This window comes from Kistimonas scapharcae (assembly GCF_039540975.1).
GTDB lineage: Bacteria > Pseudomonadota > Gammaproteobacteria > Pseudomonadales > Endozoicomonadaceae > Kistimonas > Kistimonas scapharcae.
Genome location: NZ_BAABFL010000420.1, coordinates 1 through 18,303, shown reverse-complemented (window position 1 = coordinate 18,303; position 18,303 = coordinate 1). Strand labels below are relative to the sequence as shown.

The 18,303-nt window shown below is 50.6% G+C and carries 17 protein-coding genes; 10 read left to right on the top strand and 7 right to left on the bottom strand.

Annotated elements, in window-relative coordinates:
- The first annotated feature begins 231 nt into the window (after nt 1-231).
- Nucleotides 232-1,590, top strand: coding sequence for an SGNH/GDSL hydrolase family protein (locus ABD892_RS16545; protein ID WP_345197034.1), 1,359 nt, complete (start codon nt 232-234; stop codon nt 1,588-1,590).
- Between the two features lie 46 nt (nt 1,591-1,636).
- Here ABD892_RS16545 and ABD892_RS16540 read toward each other — a convergent pair whose 3' ends face one another.
- Nucleotides 1,637-2,383 (bottom strand): YdcF family protein, encoded by a 747-nt coding sequence (locus ABD892_RS16540; RefSeq protein WP_345197033.1) that lies wholly within the window; start codon nt 2,381-2,383, stop codon nt 1,637-1,639.
- Between the two features lie 195 nt (nt 2,384-2,578).
- Here ABD892_RS16540 and leuS point away from each other — a divergent pair, with 195 nt between their 5' ends.
- Complete coding sequence (gene leuS / locus ABD892_RS16535) at nt 2,579-5,179, top strand: leucine--tRNA ligase (RefSeq protein WP_345197036.1); 2,601 nt, start codon at nt 2,579-2,581, stop codon at nt 5,177-5,179.
- Here the strand turns inward: leuS and ABD892_RS16530 are convergent.
- Together ABD892_RS16530 and ABD892_RS16525 are read right to left on the bottom strand one after the other, a co-directional pair.
- A complete protein-coding gene (locus tag ABD892_RS16530) occupies nt 5,176-6,510 on the bottom strand; it encodes a hypothetical protein (protein WP_345197032.1) in 1,335 nt (444 codons plus the stop codon). The two genes, leuS and ABD892_RS16530, sit on opposite strands and share 4 nt — an antisense overlap.
- Nucleotides 6,511-6,798: 288 nt before the next feature.
- Nucleotides 6,799-7,827, bottom strand: a complete 1,029-nt coding sequence (locus ABD892_RS16525; RefSeq protein ID WP_345197031.1) for an NADAR family protein — start codon at nt 7,825-7,827, stop codon at nt 6,799-6,801.
- Between the two features lie 313 nt (nt 7,828-8,140).
- Here ABD892_RS16525 and ABD892_RS16520 point away from each other — a divergent pair, with 313 nt between their 5' ends.
- Genes ABD892_RS16520 through ABD892_RS16510 form a run of 3 tightly spaced genes read left to right on the top strand, consistent with a single transcriptional unit; the run spans nt 8,141 to nt 10,418 of the window.
- Entirely contained in the window at nt 8,141-8,686 is a 546-nt protein-coding gene (locus ABD892_RS16520; RefSeq protein WP_345197030.1) for an LPS-assembly lipoprotein LptE, read from the top strand.
- Nucleotides 8,687-8,690: 4 nt separating this feature from the next.
- Nucleotides 8,691-9,737 carry a DNA polymerase III subunit delta gene (holA, locus tag ABD892_RS16515; protein WP_345197027.1) on the top strand — a complete coding sequence of 349 codons (1,047 nt, stop codon included), beginning with the start codon at nt 8,691-8,693 and terminating at the stop codon, nt 9,735-9,737.
- 60 nt (nt 9,738-9,797) lie between these two features.
- Nucleotides 9,798-10,418, top strand: coding sequence for a LysE family translocator (locus ABD892_RS16510; RefSeq protein WP_345197026.1), 621 nt, complete (start codon nt 9,798-9,800; stop codon nt 10,416-10,418).
- A gap of 243 nt (nt 10,419-10,661) precedes the next feature.
- Here ABD892_RS16510 and ABD892_RS16505 read toward each other — a convergent pair whose 3' ends face one another.
- Nucleotides 10,662-11,033 (bottom strand): hypothetical protein, encoded by a 372-nt coding sequence (locus ABD892_RS16505; RefSeq protein WP_345197025.1) that lies wholly within the window; start codon nt 11,031-11,033, stop codon nt 10,662-10,664.
- Nucleotides 11,034-11,226: 193 nt separating this feature from the next.
- On the opposite strand from ABD892_RS16505, the gene ABD892_RS16500 reads away from it, so the two are divergent.
- Nucleotides 11,227-12,261, top strand: a complete 1,035-nt coding sequence (locus ABD892_RS16500) for a threonine aldolase family protein (RefSeq protein ID WP_345197024.1) — start codon at nt 11,227-11,229, stop codon at nt 12,259-12,261.
- A 57-nt stretch (nt 12,262-12,318) separates the two neighbouring features.
- Here ABD892_RS16500 and ABD892_RS16495 read toward each other — a convergent pair whose 3' ends face one another.
- Nucleotides 12,319-12,759: a nucleoside deaminase gene (locus ABD892_RS16495; RefSeq protein ID WP_345197022.1), complete on the bottom strand. Its 441-nt coding sequence runs from the start codon at nt 12,757-12,759 to the stop codon at nt 12,319-12,321.
- Between the two features lie 244 nt (nt 12,760-13,003).
- Between ABD892_RS16495 and ABD892_RS16490 the strand changes: the two genes are divergently transcribed.
- A complete protein-coding gene (locus ABD892_RS16490) occupies nt 13,004-13,651 on the top strand; it encodes an OmpW/AlkL family protein (protein ID WP_345197021.1) in 648 nt (215 codons plus the stop codon).
- Between the two features lie 72 nt (nt 13,652-13,723).
- Here the strand turns inward: ABD892_RS16490 and ilvD are convergent, their stop codons facing one another.
- Both ilvD and ABD892_RS16480 read right to left on the bottom strand, forming a co-directional pair.
- Nucleotides 13,724-15,568 carry a dihydroxy-acid dehydratase gene (gene ilvD, locus ABD892_RS16485; protein ID WP_345197020.1) on the bottom strand — a complete coding sequence of 615 codons (1,845 nt, stop codon included), beginning with the start codon at nt 15,566-15,568 and terminating at the stop codon, nt 13,724-13,726.
- 160 nt (nt 15,569-15,728) lie between these two features.
- Nucleotides 15,729-16,628, bottom strand: a complete 900-nt coding sequence (locus ABD892_RS16480) for a LysR family transcriptional regulator (protein WP_345197019.1) — start codon at nt 16,626-16,628, stop codon at nt 15,729-15,731.
- A gap of 133 nt (nt 16,629-16,761) precedes the next feature.
- On the opposite strand from ABD892_RS16480, the gene ABD892_RS16475 reads away from it, so the two are divergent.
- Genes ABD892_RS16475 through ABD892_RS16465 form a run of 3 tightly spaced genes read left to right on the top strand, consistent with a single transcriptional unit; the run spans nt 16,762 to nt 18,268 of the window.
- Nucleotides 16,762-17,082 (top strand): putative quinol monooxygenase, encoded by a 321-nt coding sequence (locus ABD892_RS16475; protein ID WP_345197018.1) that lies wholly within the window; start codon nt 16,762-16,764, stop codon nt 17,080-17,082.
- 43 nt (nt 17,083-17,125) lie between these two features.
- Nucleotides 17,126-17,665 carry a nuclear transport factor 2 family protein gene (locus tag ABD892_RS16470; RefSeq protein ID WP_345197016.1) on the top strand — a complete coding sequence of 180 codons (540 nt, stop codon included), beginning with the start codon at nt 17,126-17,128 and terminating at the stop codon, nt 17,663-17,665.
- Between the two features lie 12 nt (nt 17,666-17,677).
- Nucleotides 17,678-18,268, top strand: coding sequence for a redoxin domain-containing protein (locus tag ABD892_RS16465; RefSeq protein ID WP_345197015.1), 591 nt, complete (start codon nt 17,678-17,680; stop codon nt 18,266-18,268).
- Nucleotides 18,269-18,303: the final 35 nt, after the last annotated feature.

Here is an 18,303-nt window from a genome sequence, read left to right as displayed (position 1 = left end):
ATTTTGCCTGAAGAGCACAGGGGACGCTCTCTTCATTCAATTTAGCCTTACTTCTTCAGATCGTTAAGCGGGAGTTAAGGTCCATATGAGCGTAACCCATTCCACTTAATATACTTAGCACTCCTTAGTGACATTTAACATCTAAAAAATTATTTTTTAGATGAAACACGTTGAAATACTTGGGCATTACTTAACTATTCTCACGGCACCTGTTTACTATTGAGGTGCGCTATGAAACGGTTGTTTTCTCTGGTTACTGCCACTCTTCTATGTCTGTCGTATACGACTGGCAGTCTGGCAGCGAGTCGACCCAGCTCTCACACGCTCAGCGCCACACTGCCTGATTATTTTTCTGCCAAGGAGCGTACGATCAAACGCGTCATCTTTTTTGGTGACAGCCTCACAGATGATGGCGGGAGCAATTCCACTTATCAGCTTCTCAAGGTGCTGAATGATCAGGCAGACACGGCGTATCTACAACCTTATATTCATCGCTTCCTACGAGATTATTTCCAGTTCTATGAAATGCTTTGCCATGTTGTGTCGTGTACCTGGTATGAAACTGAATTACTTGACAAGTTTGTTGATCTGACCAAGCAGTTCAATATCCCGGTGATTCCCTCCGCCCCTTATGCTGACGGACGATTTAGCAATGGTCCCATCTGGGCTGAACACCTGACCCAGATGATGGGTTTGAGCACACAGAATCCTGAGCAGTATGTAAATCGTTCCCACGGTGGCAGCTGGAGTCTCAGCACACGGGATAAAATCGGTAACTTCAGTGACTTGCAAGGCGGTAGCTTGTTAAAAGTGGCTGAACAATTAGTCTCAGGCAGCCTGATTCCCCCCAGTGCTGAACTGCTGGTCAAAGCGTATATCCGGAAATACCCCGCATTTGATGATGATGACATGGTGTTCTTCTTCTTTGGCGGCAACGACTATCTGAATATGTACGACGACCCCGCTGATGTTGTAGAAGCCCAGGCACGCAGCATCGAAAGACTGATTAATCATGGGGCTCAACACATCATCTGGTCGAACATGCCCGATATATCCAAGGCGCCACGCTACCTGAAAATGGATTACCCCACCCGTGATCAGGTACAGTTCCTGGTCAGCCGACATAACCAGCTCCTGCTGACCACGCTGCAAAACATGCAGAAACGGTATGAAAAAGAAGGCGTCCATATCCACATGCTGGATACCCGCGCCCTGTTCTGGGATGCCCTGAACAACGCAGACAACCATGGCCTTACAAATACGACGGAACCCTGCGCAAAGGTCAGCCTGCCAGGACTGGACAGCGGAGAACGAAGAGCGTTTCAAAGTGGCGGGGCTGTTGAAACGCTGGCGAAAAATGCGGCGGTCATCGCTCTCTCACCGGTAATCGACAAGGAAATCATGAAAAACCCGCAGCTGGTGACGGCCTTCAGAGCCAACGAAGAAACACCCGAAGTCTGCAGCAATCCGGATGAACATGCGTTCTGGGATGATGTGCATCCTACCCAACAGTTTCACTGGGTTTTAGGCAAAGGCATCTGTAACAAGCTGAAGAGTGTGGGTTATACCTGCAACAGTAATCAGCCATAGCAGGACAGACCAGGCAACTGCATCGTGCATGATGCAATTGCCTGATTCATATCTCATAACGGATCCTGTACCATAACAACCCTGCCATTTCATGCAGGGCCAACTGGCTTTTTCTTAACTCCGCCGCCATTGGCAAGCAGTCCCGCCAATCATATTTTTGCACTGTACGTAAGTACGCTGTCGGGGCGGTGACAACCTTGAAACCCTGGTGCCGAAACACCTTAGCGGCACGAGGCATATGCAAGGCATGAGTCACCAGAATGATGTTGCTGATATTCGACTGAGACAGGACAGCCTTAGATAAACGACCATTATCCATGGTCGTCATACTCTGGTTTTCCTGCCATCGTGTGGTGACACCGAAATCTTCCAGTAACACACGACTCATAACCGCTGACTCATTGATACCATTGGCAGCCCCCCCACTGACCAGGATCGGCAACCCCGTTTGGTCGGCAATACGGGCAGCATAACGTAACCGCTGAAATAACAATGCAGAAGGCTGGGGCAACATGTCATAGTCAGGGGTGTATCCATTAATGCCTGAACCCAGCACGACAATCGCCTCTGGCGATGCCTGTTGCTGAAACACACGGGTGTCCAGCGTCGGTTGTTGCATTTCCAACCAACCCACCAGTCTGTCTGCCACCGGTCGCACAGACAACAGATACAGGCTACCCACTGCAATCAGGACAAATGTCCATGACAGCATCCGGTAACGCCCCCAAAGGATGAGCGCCAGGATAAGCAACACAATCTGGAGTCCGGGTGGTAGCAACAAGGTTTTCATCATTCTCTAATGTCCAGACATAACGGTATTGATAAGGGGAAAAGCGCACCGCAAGAGAGGCTGCCCCTACCCGCCGGGCAGGGTCTGGGGTATCCTTGCCTGTTTGGAACCACTATCTTCAACAGGCTCCGGCCCTGTCCGGCTTTCCTGTCACCACTTTCTCCGGCCTGATCCGGGGAACAGGCAAACAGAGCAATGATGGAAGAGCATTATCACCCGCACAAGATCGAGGAAGCTGCCCAGTCTTACTGGGATGAAAACCAAAGCTTCACCGTGACCGAAGACCCGAGCAAGGAAAAGTATTACTGCCTTTCCATGTTCCCCTACCCGAGCGGTCGCCTGCACATGGGGCATGTCCGCAACTATACCATTGGTGACGTTGTCTCCCGCTACCAGCGCATGCAGGGCAAGAACGTTCTGCAACCCATGGGCTGGGATGCATTCGGTCTACCCGCGGAAAACGCCGCCATCAAAAACAAGACCGCGCCGGCTCCCTGGACCTACTCCAATATTGAGTACATGAAGGGCCAGCTCAAGCGTCTGGGCTTCGGTTATGACTGGAGCCGGGAACTGGCTACCTGTCGTCCGGAATATTACAAGTGGGAACAGTGGTTCTTCACCAAGCTTTATGAAAAAGGCCTGGTCTACAAGAAAATGGGTACAGTTAACTGGTGCCCCAACGACCAGACCGTACTGGCCAACGAACAGGTAGAAGACGGCCGCTGCTGGCGCTGCGACACCATCGTTGAGCGCAAAGAGCTGCCCCAGTGGTTCGTCAAGATTACCGCCTATGCCGATGAACTGCTGAGCGACCTGGACAAGCTGGAAGACTGGCCGGAACAGGTCAAGGCCATGCAGCGTAACTGGATCGGCCGTAGTGAAGGCGTGGAAATGACCTTCCGCCTGACCAATCCGGTTGCCGGCGCCGCTGAAAGCTTTACCATTTACACCACGCGTCCTGACACCTTGATGGGTGTTACCTATGTCGGCCTGGCTGCTGAACATCCTATCGCCAAGGCTGCGGCAGAAAACAACCCGCCCTTGGCGGAGTTTATTGCGGAATGCAAACGAAACGCCGTCTCCGAAGCCGATATGGCCACCATGGAGAAGAAAGGTGTGGATACCGGCCTGCGCGCCATCCATCCGGTTTCCGGTCGTGAAGTGCCTGTCTGGGTCGCTAACTTTGTCCTGATGGATTACGGCTCAGGTGCCGTTATGGCGGTACCGGCGCATGACCAGCGTGACTGGGAATTTGCCACCAAATATGGCCTGAACATTGAACAGGTCATCCAGCCTGTTGATGCATCCACCGAATTCGATATCAGCGAAGCTGCCTACACCGAGAAAGGCACTCTGGTGAATTCCGGCCAGTTTGACGGACTGACCTCCGAAGCCGCTTTCGACGCCATCGCACAGCACCTGATTGATGCTGGTCTGGGAGAAAAGCAGGTCAACTATCGTCTGCGCGACTGGGGTGTGAGCCGCCAGCGTTACTGGGGCGCACCGATTCCTATGCGCTACCTCGAAGACGGTACAGAAGTGCCTGTCCCACTCGAAGAACTGCCGGTTCGCCTGCCGGAAGATGTGGAAATGGACGGCGTTCAGTCCCCCATCAAGGCTGACCCGGAATGGGCAAAAACCAGCCACAACGGTCAGCCAGCCACCCGGGAAACCGATACCTTCGATACCTTCATGGAATCCAGCTGGTACTACGCCCGTTACTGCTGCCCGAACAACGATGACGCCATGCTGGATCCATCTGCGGCGAACTACTGGCTGCCTGTGGACCAGTACATCGGTGGTATTGAGCACGCGGTCATGCACCTGCTCTACTCTCGCTTCTACCACAAGCTGCTGCGCGACGCCGGTCTGGTCGACAGTGACGAGCCGTTCAAACGCCTGCTCTGCCAGGGGATGGTACTGGCCGACACTTTCTACACGCTGGATGAAAAAGGCACCAAGCAGTGGGTTTCACCGGCTGATGTCATCAGCGAGCGGGACGACAAAGGTCGCCTGATCAGCGCGAAGCACAAGGAAACCGGGGAAAACGTTGAACATGCCGGCATGGGCAAAATGTCCAAGTCCAAGAACAACGGTATTGATCCACAGCAGCTGATTGACCAGTACGGTGCGGATACCGTGCGTCTCTACACCATGTTCGCCTCTCCGCCAGAACAGTCACTGGAATGGTCTGAGTCCGGTGTTGAAGGTGCACACCGCTTCCTGCGTCGTCTTTGGAAAATGGTTGCTGATCATCTGTCAGGCGATGATACCCCTGCTCTGGACAAGAACACCCTGACCGGTGAACAGAAAGACCTGCGTCGAAAAACGCACGAAACCATCAAGAAAGTCAGTGATGACTGTGACCGTCGTCTGACCTTCAATACCGCCATTGCCGCGGTGATGGAGCTGACCAACACCATCAGCCGTTTCAGCGATACCTCTGACCAGGGCCGTGCCGTGGTTCGGGAAGCACTGGAAGCGGCCACCCTGCTGCTGGCACCGATCGTGCCTCACATCGCGCACAACATATGGAAGGAACTTGGCCATGCCGAGCCCGTAGTAGCCGCCACCTGGCCGGTGCTGGATGAAAGCGCCCTGGCGCGCGACAGCATCACACTGGTGGTTCAGGTCAACGGTAAGGTACGCGCCAAGCTCGAAACCGCCGCCGATGCGGACAAGGCCTCTCTGGAGAAACTGGCATTGGAGCAGCCCAATGTGCAGAAATTCACTGAAGGCAAAACGGTACGCAAGGTCATTGTTGTACCCGGTAAGCTGGTGAATATCGTCGTCGGCTAACACAAACTAAGCACCTGTGACTGGTCTGCATCCGCCAGAGCAGTCACAGATCCCGCACAATCGGTTGGCTCACAGTGGGAGTTATTGGGTACAGCACTCAAATCAGGGCCAAGACCTAAGTGACTAAATTGTCTGATGGCATTCTGGATTTCCAATGCTGTTTGAGTGTCAGGAGCGCCCTCTCTCCCGGTATGCGGATGCCCCGACCGCTCACATAATAGTACGATAATCAGCGGAACCGAGGCTTTTAATCGCCTCCCCATATTGTTTAATTCATCGGCTTCCAGACGCATGATTGGGTCTACTGCCTGTCGTATGTATTCAGGAACACGAAAGCGTTGGCCATTACGCTGTTCACGCCATCGCTGCTCAATGGCAATAGCGATACTGTCAGGCTCTAACGCTGTTTTCCCATCCAGACGGTATAAAATAGACAACCAGAAATTTAATCGCGCAGATGCGATCAGAAAAAAATCAATCCCTCTGGTACCCAATTGTTCAAGATCCCGCAGGGCCTTATCAAATTCGTTTTGCGCTATAGCTTTTTTATCCTCTTCACGCGCGAAGGTCTGCAACGATGACATAAACATATTACCAACAAGCATCGCTCGTTCACGCCGCAGCGTTTGGTAGGAATCAAATTCCAGTGCTCCAATGCTGTCTATATTATTATCCGCGGTTTCATGTTCCAGTGATCGAAACTGTTGCTCCAAAGTCGTTGTATCCCTAGAAATACTCTCACAAGCAGCATAGGTAACCACTTCATTAAACGTCTTCATCAATTGGTAATAAACATGAATATGACCACGACAGTCGTCGAAATTACCAAGCGCCCATAGCCCTCCCCATTGCGAGAATCGGACAACATAAAGTTCACTGGTTCCAATATGAGTAACTCTGGCAAGCCCATGACGCTGCATTAATAATGCAGCAAAATAACTGGCACTCCCTACCGTGCCACAAATGACGCCTCTCGGATTAGACCGTCGAATACCCTTATCAGGATATTGCGACATCCCAACAATTTCATCGTAGTTTTGTCTTAGGATCCGAGCCTCATCTATCGCATTACAATTAATAATACAGGCACAGTAATAAACAACATGCATCAGGTAATCACAGAGTGCCACCACCATTCTTGAGCATAGTGTACGATTAGGCTGAAAATCTCTTTGCTGATGAGGTATCTGGCGTCTATTTACAGACGCAAAGGCAAAAGGCTCTTCGGACCTCAGGGAGCAAAAGTCTGATTCACTACCACTCGATTGAGCATTAAAAAAACTGATACTATCCACATCATCGTGCCTTAAATTAAAAATAATTTCCCACAACGCAGCATACTGAAATACCTCATATCATATAAAAGCATTGTGCTAAAAATAGATATCCTTCATAAAACATCCTTCCCCACTGCCAATACCTATTAATAACTTTCCATCAACTACTAATCAGACCATATTTCCTAACAAAAATCGTACCATTGATTGTCTAGATACTACTCACAGCCTGCCAATCACCTTCTATTTTTTTAGGCTATACATTCAACAACCTATATAATCCTCTCAAATTTAATGATATAGCAGTTATTCCAACTCTCTTTCTTCCCCAACTGATCTAATCTAGGAAAAATTACCAAATCCCTGGCTATCATAAACTTCTCCAGCCAACATTTGTGGTATCTTTTGTTGCCTCAGCTCTTCCCTGACCTGCATGAGAATTCTCCCCAAATAGTTTTTTCCAACATATTGTCCTGTTTCTGAATCATACGTACAGCCCCAAATCTTATCACCCCGAGTCACCTCAAACAGCCACTTATCCCCTGTTGCCAGAAGCTCTCTTCTGAACTCAGCATCCTGTTGAGCTCGGGTTCTCACAAGCTTCAACATTAATTCGATATTCCGTTCTTGACGATAAAAACCAGTATCAACCCGAGGCCCTGGCTGACCGCTAACGGGATGAACCAGGTTAAATGCACGCCTGGGGAAACGCTGCCCCAAAATTCGTTTTCTTAAATCAGGATTCGAATAAAACTTCCCGGCCTGAAAAGGTATTTCTGAGCACGTCGCCCAAGAAACAAAACCCGGGGCGTCAACAACACACAATCGTAGTTCTGTGCCTTGTCTATAATAAAAGTTCGAGAATATGCCATAGTCCTTGTCTGTATCATAAAATCCAATCTGCCGTTTAGCTTTAACAGCTTCAGGGTCGTAACAAGAGCCATCCTGATGATAAGTTGTCTTATCCAAGTTACTGTTAAGCTGAAACCAGGGATTATAAACCTTCCTTGAACCGTAAACCCTTTGCCACGTACTCCCTGATACATAGGGTATTCTTATCCTCTGACTCACCAGTTCAAGCGTTTTTTGACAAATGCTGTCATCCCCTTCCATAGCCTCAACAATATTGCTGGTAAATCGATCACGAAGTGGGCTACATGAGGGTAAATAGCTGATAAGTCGATCCCAAAGCGAAGTTGCCACCTCAACCACTGCAACACGACGCCCTAACAAAACCCCATGACGAATACGATAGCGAACACCCTCCTGATGACATTGTTGCAATGTATCCAGATTATGAACTGCAAGTTCTTTATGGCTCTCTATTATGCCACCATGCCGCGCGAAAACATTAACGGATGAAAAAAACATCAACGACTCCTTTTGATCTAAGGCGCTCTTTATATAACCAAAAAACAATAAATTCCGTTATTTTAATTACTATTCATTCACAAACTACGAAATAAAACGCTGCACTAAACGTTGCTAAATTTGCTTCAGTACTTTTGACACTGGGATACCAATAGAGTTCCCTCTCAACAGCAAACAGCTTTGCCCCCTGTCACCGTGTACCATTTGGACATAATTCCCCCGTCGGAACGCCTGCTTTTTACCGTCAGCACTGTATAATATCGGCCTTTGAGATTATTGATCCGTGCCTATCTACCGGAGCCACTGACAACCCATGAGTACTCAGCGCAACTATCTTCTCTATCCCTTTGTGGTTCTGACCCTGCTACTGGCCGGTTGCGGCTTCCAGCTGCGTGGCCAGATGGATATCGCCCCGGAACTCAAGACACTGGCGCTTACCAGTACTGACCGGGTCTTCAACCAGGACCTGATCATGGTGCTGGAAACCAATGGCATCACTGTCAGCGATACGGCCGATTATCGCCTGCGCATTCTCTCCCTGGAGCGAGAGAATAAAGAGATCACCCTGTCAGGTGGCGGTATCGTGTCCGATTACGAGCTGACCGGCACGGTGAAATGGGGGCTAGAAACTGCCGGCGGCCTGGCCCTGTTTCCCGCGAAAGAAATTCGTATGAGCCGTACCTACCAGTACAGCTATAACAACGCCACCGCGTCCCGTAGTGAAGAGGACCTGATCTGGAGCGAACTGACCCAAGATCTGGCCATCAACGTAATGCGCCAGGTCTCCGCGATCTCCAGCGAGCAGCTGGCGACACTGACTGCGGACGCCCGGGCAGCCGCTGAAGCGGTACAACAATAAGCCTATGAAACTCGGCAAACCCGAGCAGCTGGAGAACCAACTCAAGTCCGGCCTGATGCCCTTCTACATCCTCAGCGGTGATGAGCCGCTGCAGATTGAAGAGAGTTGTGACCTGATTCGTGCTAAAGCCCGCGATTCCGGCTTCACTGAGCGAACGGTCTACCATGTGGATAACGGATTTGACTGGGGCGAGGTCGTGGAAGCGGCCAACAGCCTCTCGTTGTTTGCCGAAAAACGTGTGATTGAACTCCGTGTTCGGGAAGGCCGCTTTGGCGATGGTAAAAAAATCCTGCAGGAGTGCGCCGAACGGCCGCCTGAGGATACGGTCTTCCTGATCATCACTTCGCGCATCGACAGTAAGGCCAGCAAAGCCAAGTGGTTCACAGCCATTGAGCAGGCGGGTGTCTGGATTCCAGTCTGGCCGGTCGAGCACCAGCAATTGCCCGGCTGGATTACCCGTCGCTGCCAACGCGCCGGGCTGAAGGCTGAACCGGAAGCGGTAACGCTTCTGACGGAGCGTGTGGAAGGAAACCTGCTGGCGGCAGCCCAGGAAATCGAAAAACTTCGGCTCCTGGCAACCGATGGCAAAGTTACCGTCGATACCGTTCGTGAAGTTGTCTCTGACAGCGCACGTTACGATGTGTTTGGCTTGGTGGATGCCGCCATGTCCGGCGATACCCGGCACGCGGTTCGCATCTTTAACGGACTGTTGTCGGAAGGTACCGAACCGCCCATCCTGCTCTGGGCGATAGCCCGGGAACTGCGACTGCTCAGCCATCTGTCCCGAAAGGTGAGCCAAGGTGTCGGGCTGGAAGCCGCAATGGATCAGATTGCCCGTTCACACAAGGCGGCTCCCTTCATGTTGAAAAAGCGTAAGGCGCTTTATCAGGGGTGCATCCGCAAGCACAGCGAACGAAAACTGCGCGCCATGCTGGAACAGGCATCAACCATCGATGAAGCCCTGAAAACCGGCAGCAAGACCTGTAATCCAAAAGATCAACTGCTTGATCTGGTTTTATCACTGTCAGGATTGGATATTCTGACAGCCTGACGTAAAGTGCGGCAAATAACCCAACCACCCCTGATATCCACACACTGAAGGGCTTATCCCATGCCGCTGTCATCCTGGCTGTCTGTTGTTGCCATCTGCATGCTGGGCGCCATGTCACCTGGCCCCAGTCTCGCGGTTGTTATTCGGAATACGATGTCCTCATCCTGCCGTATGGGTATGGTCTCCGGTATTGCCCATTGCGTGGGAGTTGGCGTTTATGCCCTGCTGGCAACAGCCGGACTGGGTGTGTTGATTACCGGCAACCCTATCCTGTTCAAAGCGCTGACCTGGGGTGGCGCCGCTTATCTGGCCTGGCTGGGCATCAAGGCACTCCGGGCATCCGGTACACCGGCACTGGCTACCGGAAATATTGTAGAAACGAAAAGCCTGTCCATCGTCAAGGCAGCCCGCGATGGTTTTCTTATCTCTTTCCTGAACCCCAAGATTGCGGTTTTCTTTCTTGCGCTGTTCAGTCAGTTTGTCACCCCGGAAATGGGCTGGCAGGCAAAGACGATCATGGCGTTTACGGCTACAGCCATTGATGGGCTCTGGTATTGTTTCATTGCTGCGGTGGTTGGACACGGCGCCATTTTGCCGTTTCTGCGCCGTTACACGCTGTGGATAACACGGGCGACCGGAGTACTCCTGCTGGCCGTCGCATTGCGGGTGGCATTTCTGTAAAACTGAACCAGACTTGCTGTCTCATTCCATGCGTCTTGGCAAATGGTTATGCGGCAGCTGTTACGATTCAGAGAGATTCTCACAGAGTGCGGTCGCGCCTTTCTGACAGGTGCATCCAGCTACTATCAGGCATTTTATTCAGAGCGATTACCTGAACCTGAGTTACGAACACGCAAACACGATTCTCCGGCACCAGATCAAGGTAAACGGCCAAACCACTCCGCCGAAGAAACATGATACCTCTCAGGATTTACGGGCAAGCAAATCAGTCACCATGGTCAAATCATTGATATGGTCATTGTCAGAATGCTCAAACCGGAGTTTCACACCTTTTCTGATCCAGGTGGGCACATTGTAATAATCTTCCGATGACGCAGGCCGGGTTCGTTGCGAGCTTTTCCGTTGCTCTACGGATTCACCAAAAATATCGTGATGAACACGTTCAATCACTGTCATCTGTTCTTCTTCTGTTACGATACCCAGATAGCGCCCGGCTGCAAGGAATCCCTGGATATATTGCTCCTGCCGTTCAGACACCTTGTTAATCGTACGAATAATGGTGTAATACTCGCGCAGCAACTCTTCGAGTTTTTGCCAGTAGTGATTCTGATTCATAACAACAAAGCTCCTGCAGCAGTGAAACAGGGCTACTGAAACCTTCAGGCAACAGGTTCAGGCACCATCGTCTATGTGAGTATCATAATAGTATCCGGTCTCTGACCAAAACAGGATACGGAATTATTGCCTGGGCGTTGTCACTATAGCCCCCAGCACTCATCCCAATGTCTCAACCAGGCGTTTTGACCTAATGATCGATTTACGCAGCGATACCGTGACCCGTCCGACACAACCCATGCTGACCGCGATGATGAATGCGGAAATAGGCGATGACGTGTTCAACGAAGACCCCACCATCCAGGCGCTGGAACACTACGCTGCCAACCTGTTTGGCATGGAGGCTGCGCTCTTTTGTCCCTCTGGCACCATGACCAATCAGATTGCCATTCGCCTGCATACCCGGCCGGGCGGTGAAGTCATCTGTGACCGATACGCACATATATACAACTATGAAGGTGGCGGCATAGCGGTTAATGCTCTCTGTTCCGTCAGCCTGCAGCAGGGCGAGCGTGGGCTGTTTACAGCGGCGGATGTCGCCGCCAGCATTCGCCGGGATGACGTTCATCATCCCGTGACCAGCCTAGTCGCAGTGGAAAACACTATGAACCGCGGTGGTGGAGCCTGCTATGACTTTTCCGAACTCACCGCCATCCGTGAAGTGTGCAATCAGCACGAGATTCCATTCCATCTGGACGGTGCCCGCCTGTTTAACGCGCTTATCGCAAAGAATGAACAACCCAAAGACTACGGTCGTCTCTTCGACACTATCTCCATCTGTCTGTCCAAAGGACTGGGAGCCCCCGTCGGCTCACTCCTTCTTGGCAAGCAGGAACACATCAAAGCGGCTCGCAGAATTCGCAAGGTAATGGGAGGCGGAATGCGCCAGGCCGGATTCCTGGCGGCAGCGGGTCTGTATGGTCTTCAACATAACATCGAACGCCTGGCCGATGACCATCGTCGTGCACGTTTGATGGCTGATGCACTGTCCGACATGCCTTGTATTGATGCGATCATTCCACCGGAAACCAATATTGTGATTGCGTCTCTGAAAAAGCCGTTTACGCCGGATCAGGCGATTAACGTCTTCAAGGCATTCGACATTCTGGCTGTGCCCTTCGGTAGCCAGGAGATTCGTTTTGTCACGCATCTGGATTTTGACGATAACCAACTGGAAACATTCATTCAGAAGCTACCGGATATCAGTCAAGCCATTGAACAAGGCTGAAAAACCGACGGCCATAGAAAGCTATGGCCGTCTTATATTTCACCACATCCTTCTCGCCTAAACACCAATATCCTCGTTCCACAGCTCCGGAAACAGCCGGATAAAATCCTCCATCAATTCAATACACTCCGGATGGTTGACGACTGTCACCTCGACGCCACGGCTTTTCAGGAGTGCTTCCTCGCCCATGAAGGTCTTGTTTTCCCCCACAACAACGCGGGGAATCTCATACAACAACATAGCGCCGCTGCACATGGAACAGGGAGACAATGTCGTATACATCGTGCATTCTCGGTAGATCGCTGCCGGCAAACGCCCCGCATCTTCAAGCGCCGCCATTTCCCCGTGGAGACAGGGGCTGCCTTTTTGAATCCGCTGGTTATGGCCCCGACCAATAATCTTATTGTCGTGAACCAAAACCGCACCGATAGGAATACCACCTTCTACGCGACCGGCTTTAGCCTCGGCAATGGCGGCTTGCATGAACGGGTCAGTCATTGCTGTCTTCCTTTGCATACCGTGACGTTATCCCTGTTAACCATAGCGCTACCCGCCGATGGTTCAAAGCGGAGTTCACCGTGCCGATCCTGTGGAGTGGTCTACACTGTGCTGCAGGCAATCTGTCGTCAGCTTTTGTGTTGTTGATGCAAGGCACACATCCACCGCTGACCTGTTGTCCCACAACTTCTTTCCAGCCAGCCACAAAGCGTGGCCGTTGTTTAATGCATTTGAGGTAAACGACATGTTCAGGAAAGTCCTTATTCCTGTCGTTGCAGCAGGCTCCCTGCTCGCATCTGCATCTCAGGTTTACGCGCTTCAGGAAGGTGATTTCGCCATCAAGGCCGGTGCGTCCTACATCAAGCCTGATGACTTGAAAATCAAGATGAAAACATCACATGAGCATTACAAGGCAACAACGGATGAAGAATGGGCAATGGATATCAGTGCCCTGATGATGGCAACAGATGATTTCGGCATTGAAGTCGGTACCTATTGGCCAACAAAATTCAAAAGTAAACTAAAAAGTCCCCACACAGGCAAAGTTGACTACAAAATGATGCCGATCACAGCAACAGCCCAGTTTTACATGATGGACAAAAATGAGCCGATAAGGCCATATATCGGTGCAGGTGCGGCATTGACGCGCTTCTCAAGCGAAAAATTCAAAGAAGGTACCACAAACACAAAGCTCAAAATTGATGACAACTGGGGCTGGACATTCCAAGCTGGCGCGGTCTTTGATATGGATGATCAGTTGTTCATTGATGCATCCGCACGCTATGTCGCCATGGAGTTAAAGGGCAAAATAAAAGGCACTAATGGAGGCAAGTTCAAAAAATCGGACCTTGACCCCTGGATTTTCTCCATTAACGGAGGCATTCGATTCTGAGCAGGCAATTATCCTAGCTACCACCAGCCTTACGATCAAAAGGCTGGTGGTTCATACCGAGAAAGTTGAAAGTTAATCTTCCAGTAACGTCACATCCCTGACAGCACCTTTATCGGCACTGGTGGCCATAAGTGCGTAAGCTTTCAAAGCCATTGAAACACGACGGGGTCTTTCCTCAATCGGCTTCCAAGCTTTTGCGCCTTTGCTATTCATCGCCTCACGACGCTGTTGCAGTTCGTCATTAGTCAGCGACACATTAATGGTGCGCGCCGGAATATCAATACGGATGATATCCCCGTTTTCAACCAGGCCAATCGCGCCACCAGCTGCCGCTTCAGGCGACGCATGCCCAATAGACAGCCCGGAAGTCCCTCCGGAGAAACGACCATCGGTCAGGAGAGCACACGCTTTACCCAGTCCCTTGGATTTCAGGTAACTGGTCGGGTAAAGCATTTCCTGCATACCGGGGCCGCCTTTCGGACCTTCATAGCGAATCACAACCACTTCACCCGGTTTAACCTGATCTTCGAGAATACCGCGTACGGCATCATCCTGACTTTCAAAGACATGCGCGGGGCCTTCAAAGACCAGATTACTTTCATCCACACCAGAGGTTTTAACGACACAACCATCAACAGCAATATTGCCGTGGAGCACCGCAAGCCCCCCTTCTTCACTGTAAGCATGTTCCAGTGAGCGGATACACCCTTCCTCTCGATCGGCATCCAGATCCGGCCAGCGTGTCGCCTGACTGAAGGCTTCCGTCGTACGGATACCAGCAGGGCCTGCCCGATAGAAGGTATGTACTGCCTGATCATCCGTTTGCACAATGTCCCATTGTGCCAGTGCGTCCTTCATTGAAGCGCTGTGCACAGTGGCAACATCTGTATGCAACAGACCGGCACGATCCATCTCACCCAAAATAGCCATAATGCCACCGGCACGGTGCACGTCTTCCATATGGTATTTCTGGATATTCGGTGCGACCTTACACAATTGCGGGACTCGACGGGATAAACGATCAATATCCTTCATGGTGAACGGCACTTCACCTTCTTGGGCCGCTGCCAACAAATGCAGAATGGTGTTGGTGGAACCGCCCATGGCAATGTCCAGGCTCATGGCATTTTCGAAAGCCTCAAAGCTGGCAATATTACGGGGCAATACACTTTCATCGTCGCCTTCATAGTAACGACGGGTGATGTCTACAACTCGACGCCCGGCTTCCAGGAAGAGTTCTTTCCGATCCGCATGTGTCGCCAGCAAAGAACCATTACCCGGCAGGGACAAGCCTAATGCTTCTGTCAGACAGTTCATGGAGTTGGCGGTAAACATACCGGAGCAGGAGCCACAGGTCGGACAGGCCGAGCGTTCATACTCATTAACGATGTCATCATCTGCATCTGAAGCGGCAATCACCATCGCATCCACCAGATCCAGCTTATGCTCGGCCAGCTTGGTCTTGCCCGCTTCCATTGGCCCACCGGAGACAAAGATCACCGGAATATTCAGGCGCATGGCCGCCATCAGCATGCCCGGCGTGATCTTGTCACAGTTGGAGATACAGACCAGCGCATCCGCACAGTGGGCATTGACCATGTATTCAACGGAGTCGGCAATAATATCGCGCGATGGCAGGGAATAGAGCATGCCGTCATGCCCCATGGCGATTCCGTCGTCCACAGCAATGGTATTGAATTCCTTGGCAACCCCGCCATGGGCTTCGATTTCCCGGCAGACTAGCTGCCCCATATCCTTAAGGTGGACATGCCCGGGAACAAACTGCGTGAACGAGTTGGCAACCGCGATAATCGGCTTTTTGAAATCCTCATCCTGCATTCCTGTGGCGCGCCAAAGGGCGCGAGCGCCGGCCATGTTGCGGCCGTAAGTCGATGTTCTTGAGCGGTACGCTGGCATGAGCGGCAATCCTTCAGTCAGGCTGTTTTCTCAATTGTTCGTCGTCCGGTGATCGTACATAGTCCGGAATAATGCAGGCCGCTCCGTGGCTCAGGGAGAGGATACCAAAACTCAGCGCAAGGCTCTCTATCAATCACAAAGATCACAATAGAAATGGAGACTAAATGAAAGACTCACTGGCTGACAGTTTTTCCCGTATGAATTCAACAAAGCAACGCACCTTCAAAGGGACAAAACGGTTTTGCGGGTAAACAACATTGAAGGGAACGGATCTTGACCGGTAATTTTCCATCACCTGCAGAAGCTTGCCTGACTTCAGGTATTCCTCTGCCAGCCAGTAAGGAACCTCTGCAATCCCTATACCTGATAGAACCATTGAAAGGATGGCATCTCCATTATTACTTTGTATGGGTCCCTTCACAGAAACGGTTATCTCCTTGCCATGATAAAAGAAATGCCAGCTTTCCCGGTTTTTCAGCCAGGAAAAAATGATGCATTGATGATGCTTTAAATCCTGTGGTTTCTTCGGTATTCCATGCCGTTCCAGATAATCGGGAGAAGCACACACCATCATGGGGTTACTGAACAGGCTTCTTGCTACCAGTGATGAATCTTCCAGTTTCTGCGCACGAATCGCCACATCCACGCCCTCAGCGATCAGGTCAACCTGTTTGTCTGTCAGTTCCAGATCCACCGTAACATCAGGATAAAGCGTTATAAATTCAGCCATCAGTGGTGCAATAACCTTATGCCCGAAAACAACCGGAACAGAAATTTTCAGCCCGCCCCGGGGATAACGAGACTGGGAGCGTGCTCTTGAATCCGCTTCATCCAGCTCATTCAGGATATCAAGGCATTTTTCATAATACTCGGCACCCACTTGGGTCAGGGAGTGATCCCGACTGCTGCGTGTCAGTAATTTCACCCCCAACCTGGCTTCAAGGGCTGCAACCTGCTTACTCATGGTAGCCTGACTGGTGTTATGGTCGCGTGCCGCAGCTGAAAAACCACCAGACTGAATGACGCGAACAAAAGCCCGCATAGCGTTCAATTGATCCATGCTTACTTACTAATACATTCAAAAATCGAATAGTAATCATTCAATTTGACATGGTTCCATTCTTTTTTTGAAAAGCTATCCTTCACTCCAATGTTTATCACTTAGCCAATCCAGGATCCGAGGTGCCAGAGCAATGAATAATGAGCTGGTTTTTTATGTTGAATTTAATGTCAAACCGGAAGCTGTTGATGACTTCTTAAAGGACGCTACGGCAGTACTCAAAGCCATGGCAAAGGAAGATACTTTTGTCTGCACTTATTTTCATCGTGATAGCGAAAACCCCTGTCGATTCACGCTTTATGAACGTTGGAGAGAGGCCACCATGGCTGATTTCATCAAAAACCAACTTAATGCAAAAGACTACCGTAAAGCCTACGAAGCCACTTTGCCCAAGAGGCTAGCCAGTCCACGAACAATGACAGTACTGGAGCCTATAGGCGAATGGCGGCGATAAACGAACCACCTTCCGTTTTTAATGTTATAGAAGGAGATGCACCGTGGATATTCACCCGAAACTTCAGATGCTCCTGGACAAACAGGAGATCACAGAAATCATGTACAAATTTGCCCGTGCCCTTGATCGTGTTGACGGAGCGCTGATGAAATCAACCTACTGGGAGGATGCGATTGAAGAACATCAAGATCCGATTTTCCCGGAACTCTTTTTCTATAACGATAACGCCTGGAAATTTGTTGAGCCTGCGATGGAAGGATTCAGGCAACTCAAGGCTACCCAGCATAGAGTCAGCAATCCCCTGATTGAGCTTGATGGTGATACCGCCACCGCAGAGTGCTACGTATGGGCTTATCATTTGCACAATGAGAATGGCATTGATAAGGAAGGCATCCTTGGCGGCCGCCATCACTTCAGGTTTGAACGTCGTAATGGCGAATGGCGCATCAAGCATCGCTCAACCGTTTTCGACTGGAACCAGAATCAAGACGCCACTGCGATCTGGAGCGATAAATATGACGACAAATACCGTGGAAAGCGCGACCGTTCTGATGACAGTTACAACTACCTGAAAACATGTTGAGCGTTTTGATTATTGAAGCGATCCAGAGAGGATCCTTTAAAAACCATTGTAACTAGGCCCTATAAAAAGCATCGAGGTTTAATCATGGGTGTCTACAAGCTCGCCGCAGCTGCCCCATTTCCAAACATCACATTACCAACCCTGGAAAGCACGTCTCATACACTGGGGCAACCGCAGGAAGGATTTGAGTGGTGCATGGTTGTTATTTATCGCGGTAAGCACTGCCCTCTCTGCACACGCTATCTCAATCAACTGGAAACATTGAAGCAGCGCTTACATAACCTGAAAGTTGATCTTGTTGCTGCTTCTGCGGATAGCCGGGAACAGTTATCTGAGCATATGCAACAACTTTCGATCAGCTTTCCTGTTACCTATGGCCTTACCGTTGAACATATGCATCAACTTGGCCTGTACATTTCATCACCGCGTTCACCACAGGAAACCGATCACCCGTTTTCCGAACCTGGGCTATTTGTGATCAATGAGCACGGTGTCGTTCAGGTTATCGATATATCGAACAGCCCCTCTTTCCGACCCGAACTGGAAACCGTCATAGCAGGTGCATATTCTGGTTTACTTGAACACCGATTCTGGTCTACTTGAACACCCCCGTCACCTTACGTATTGGCGAGCCTGAT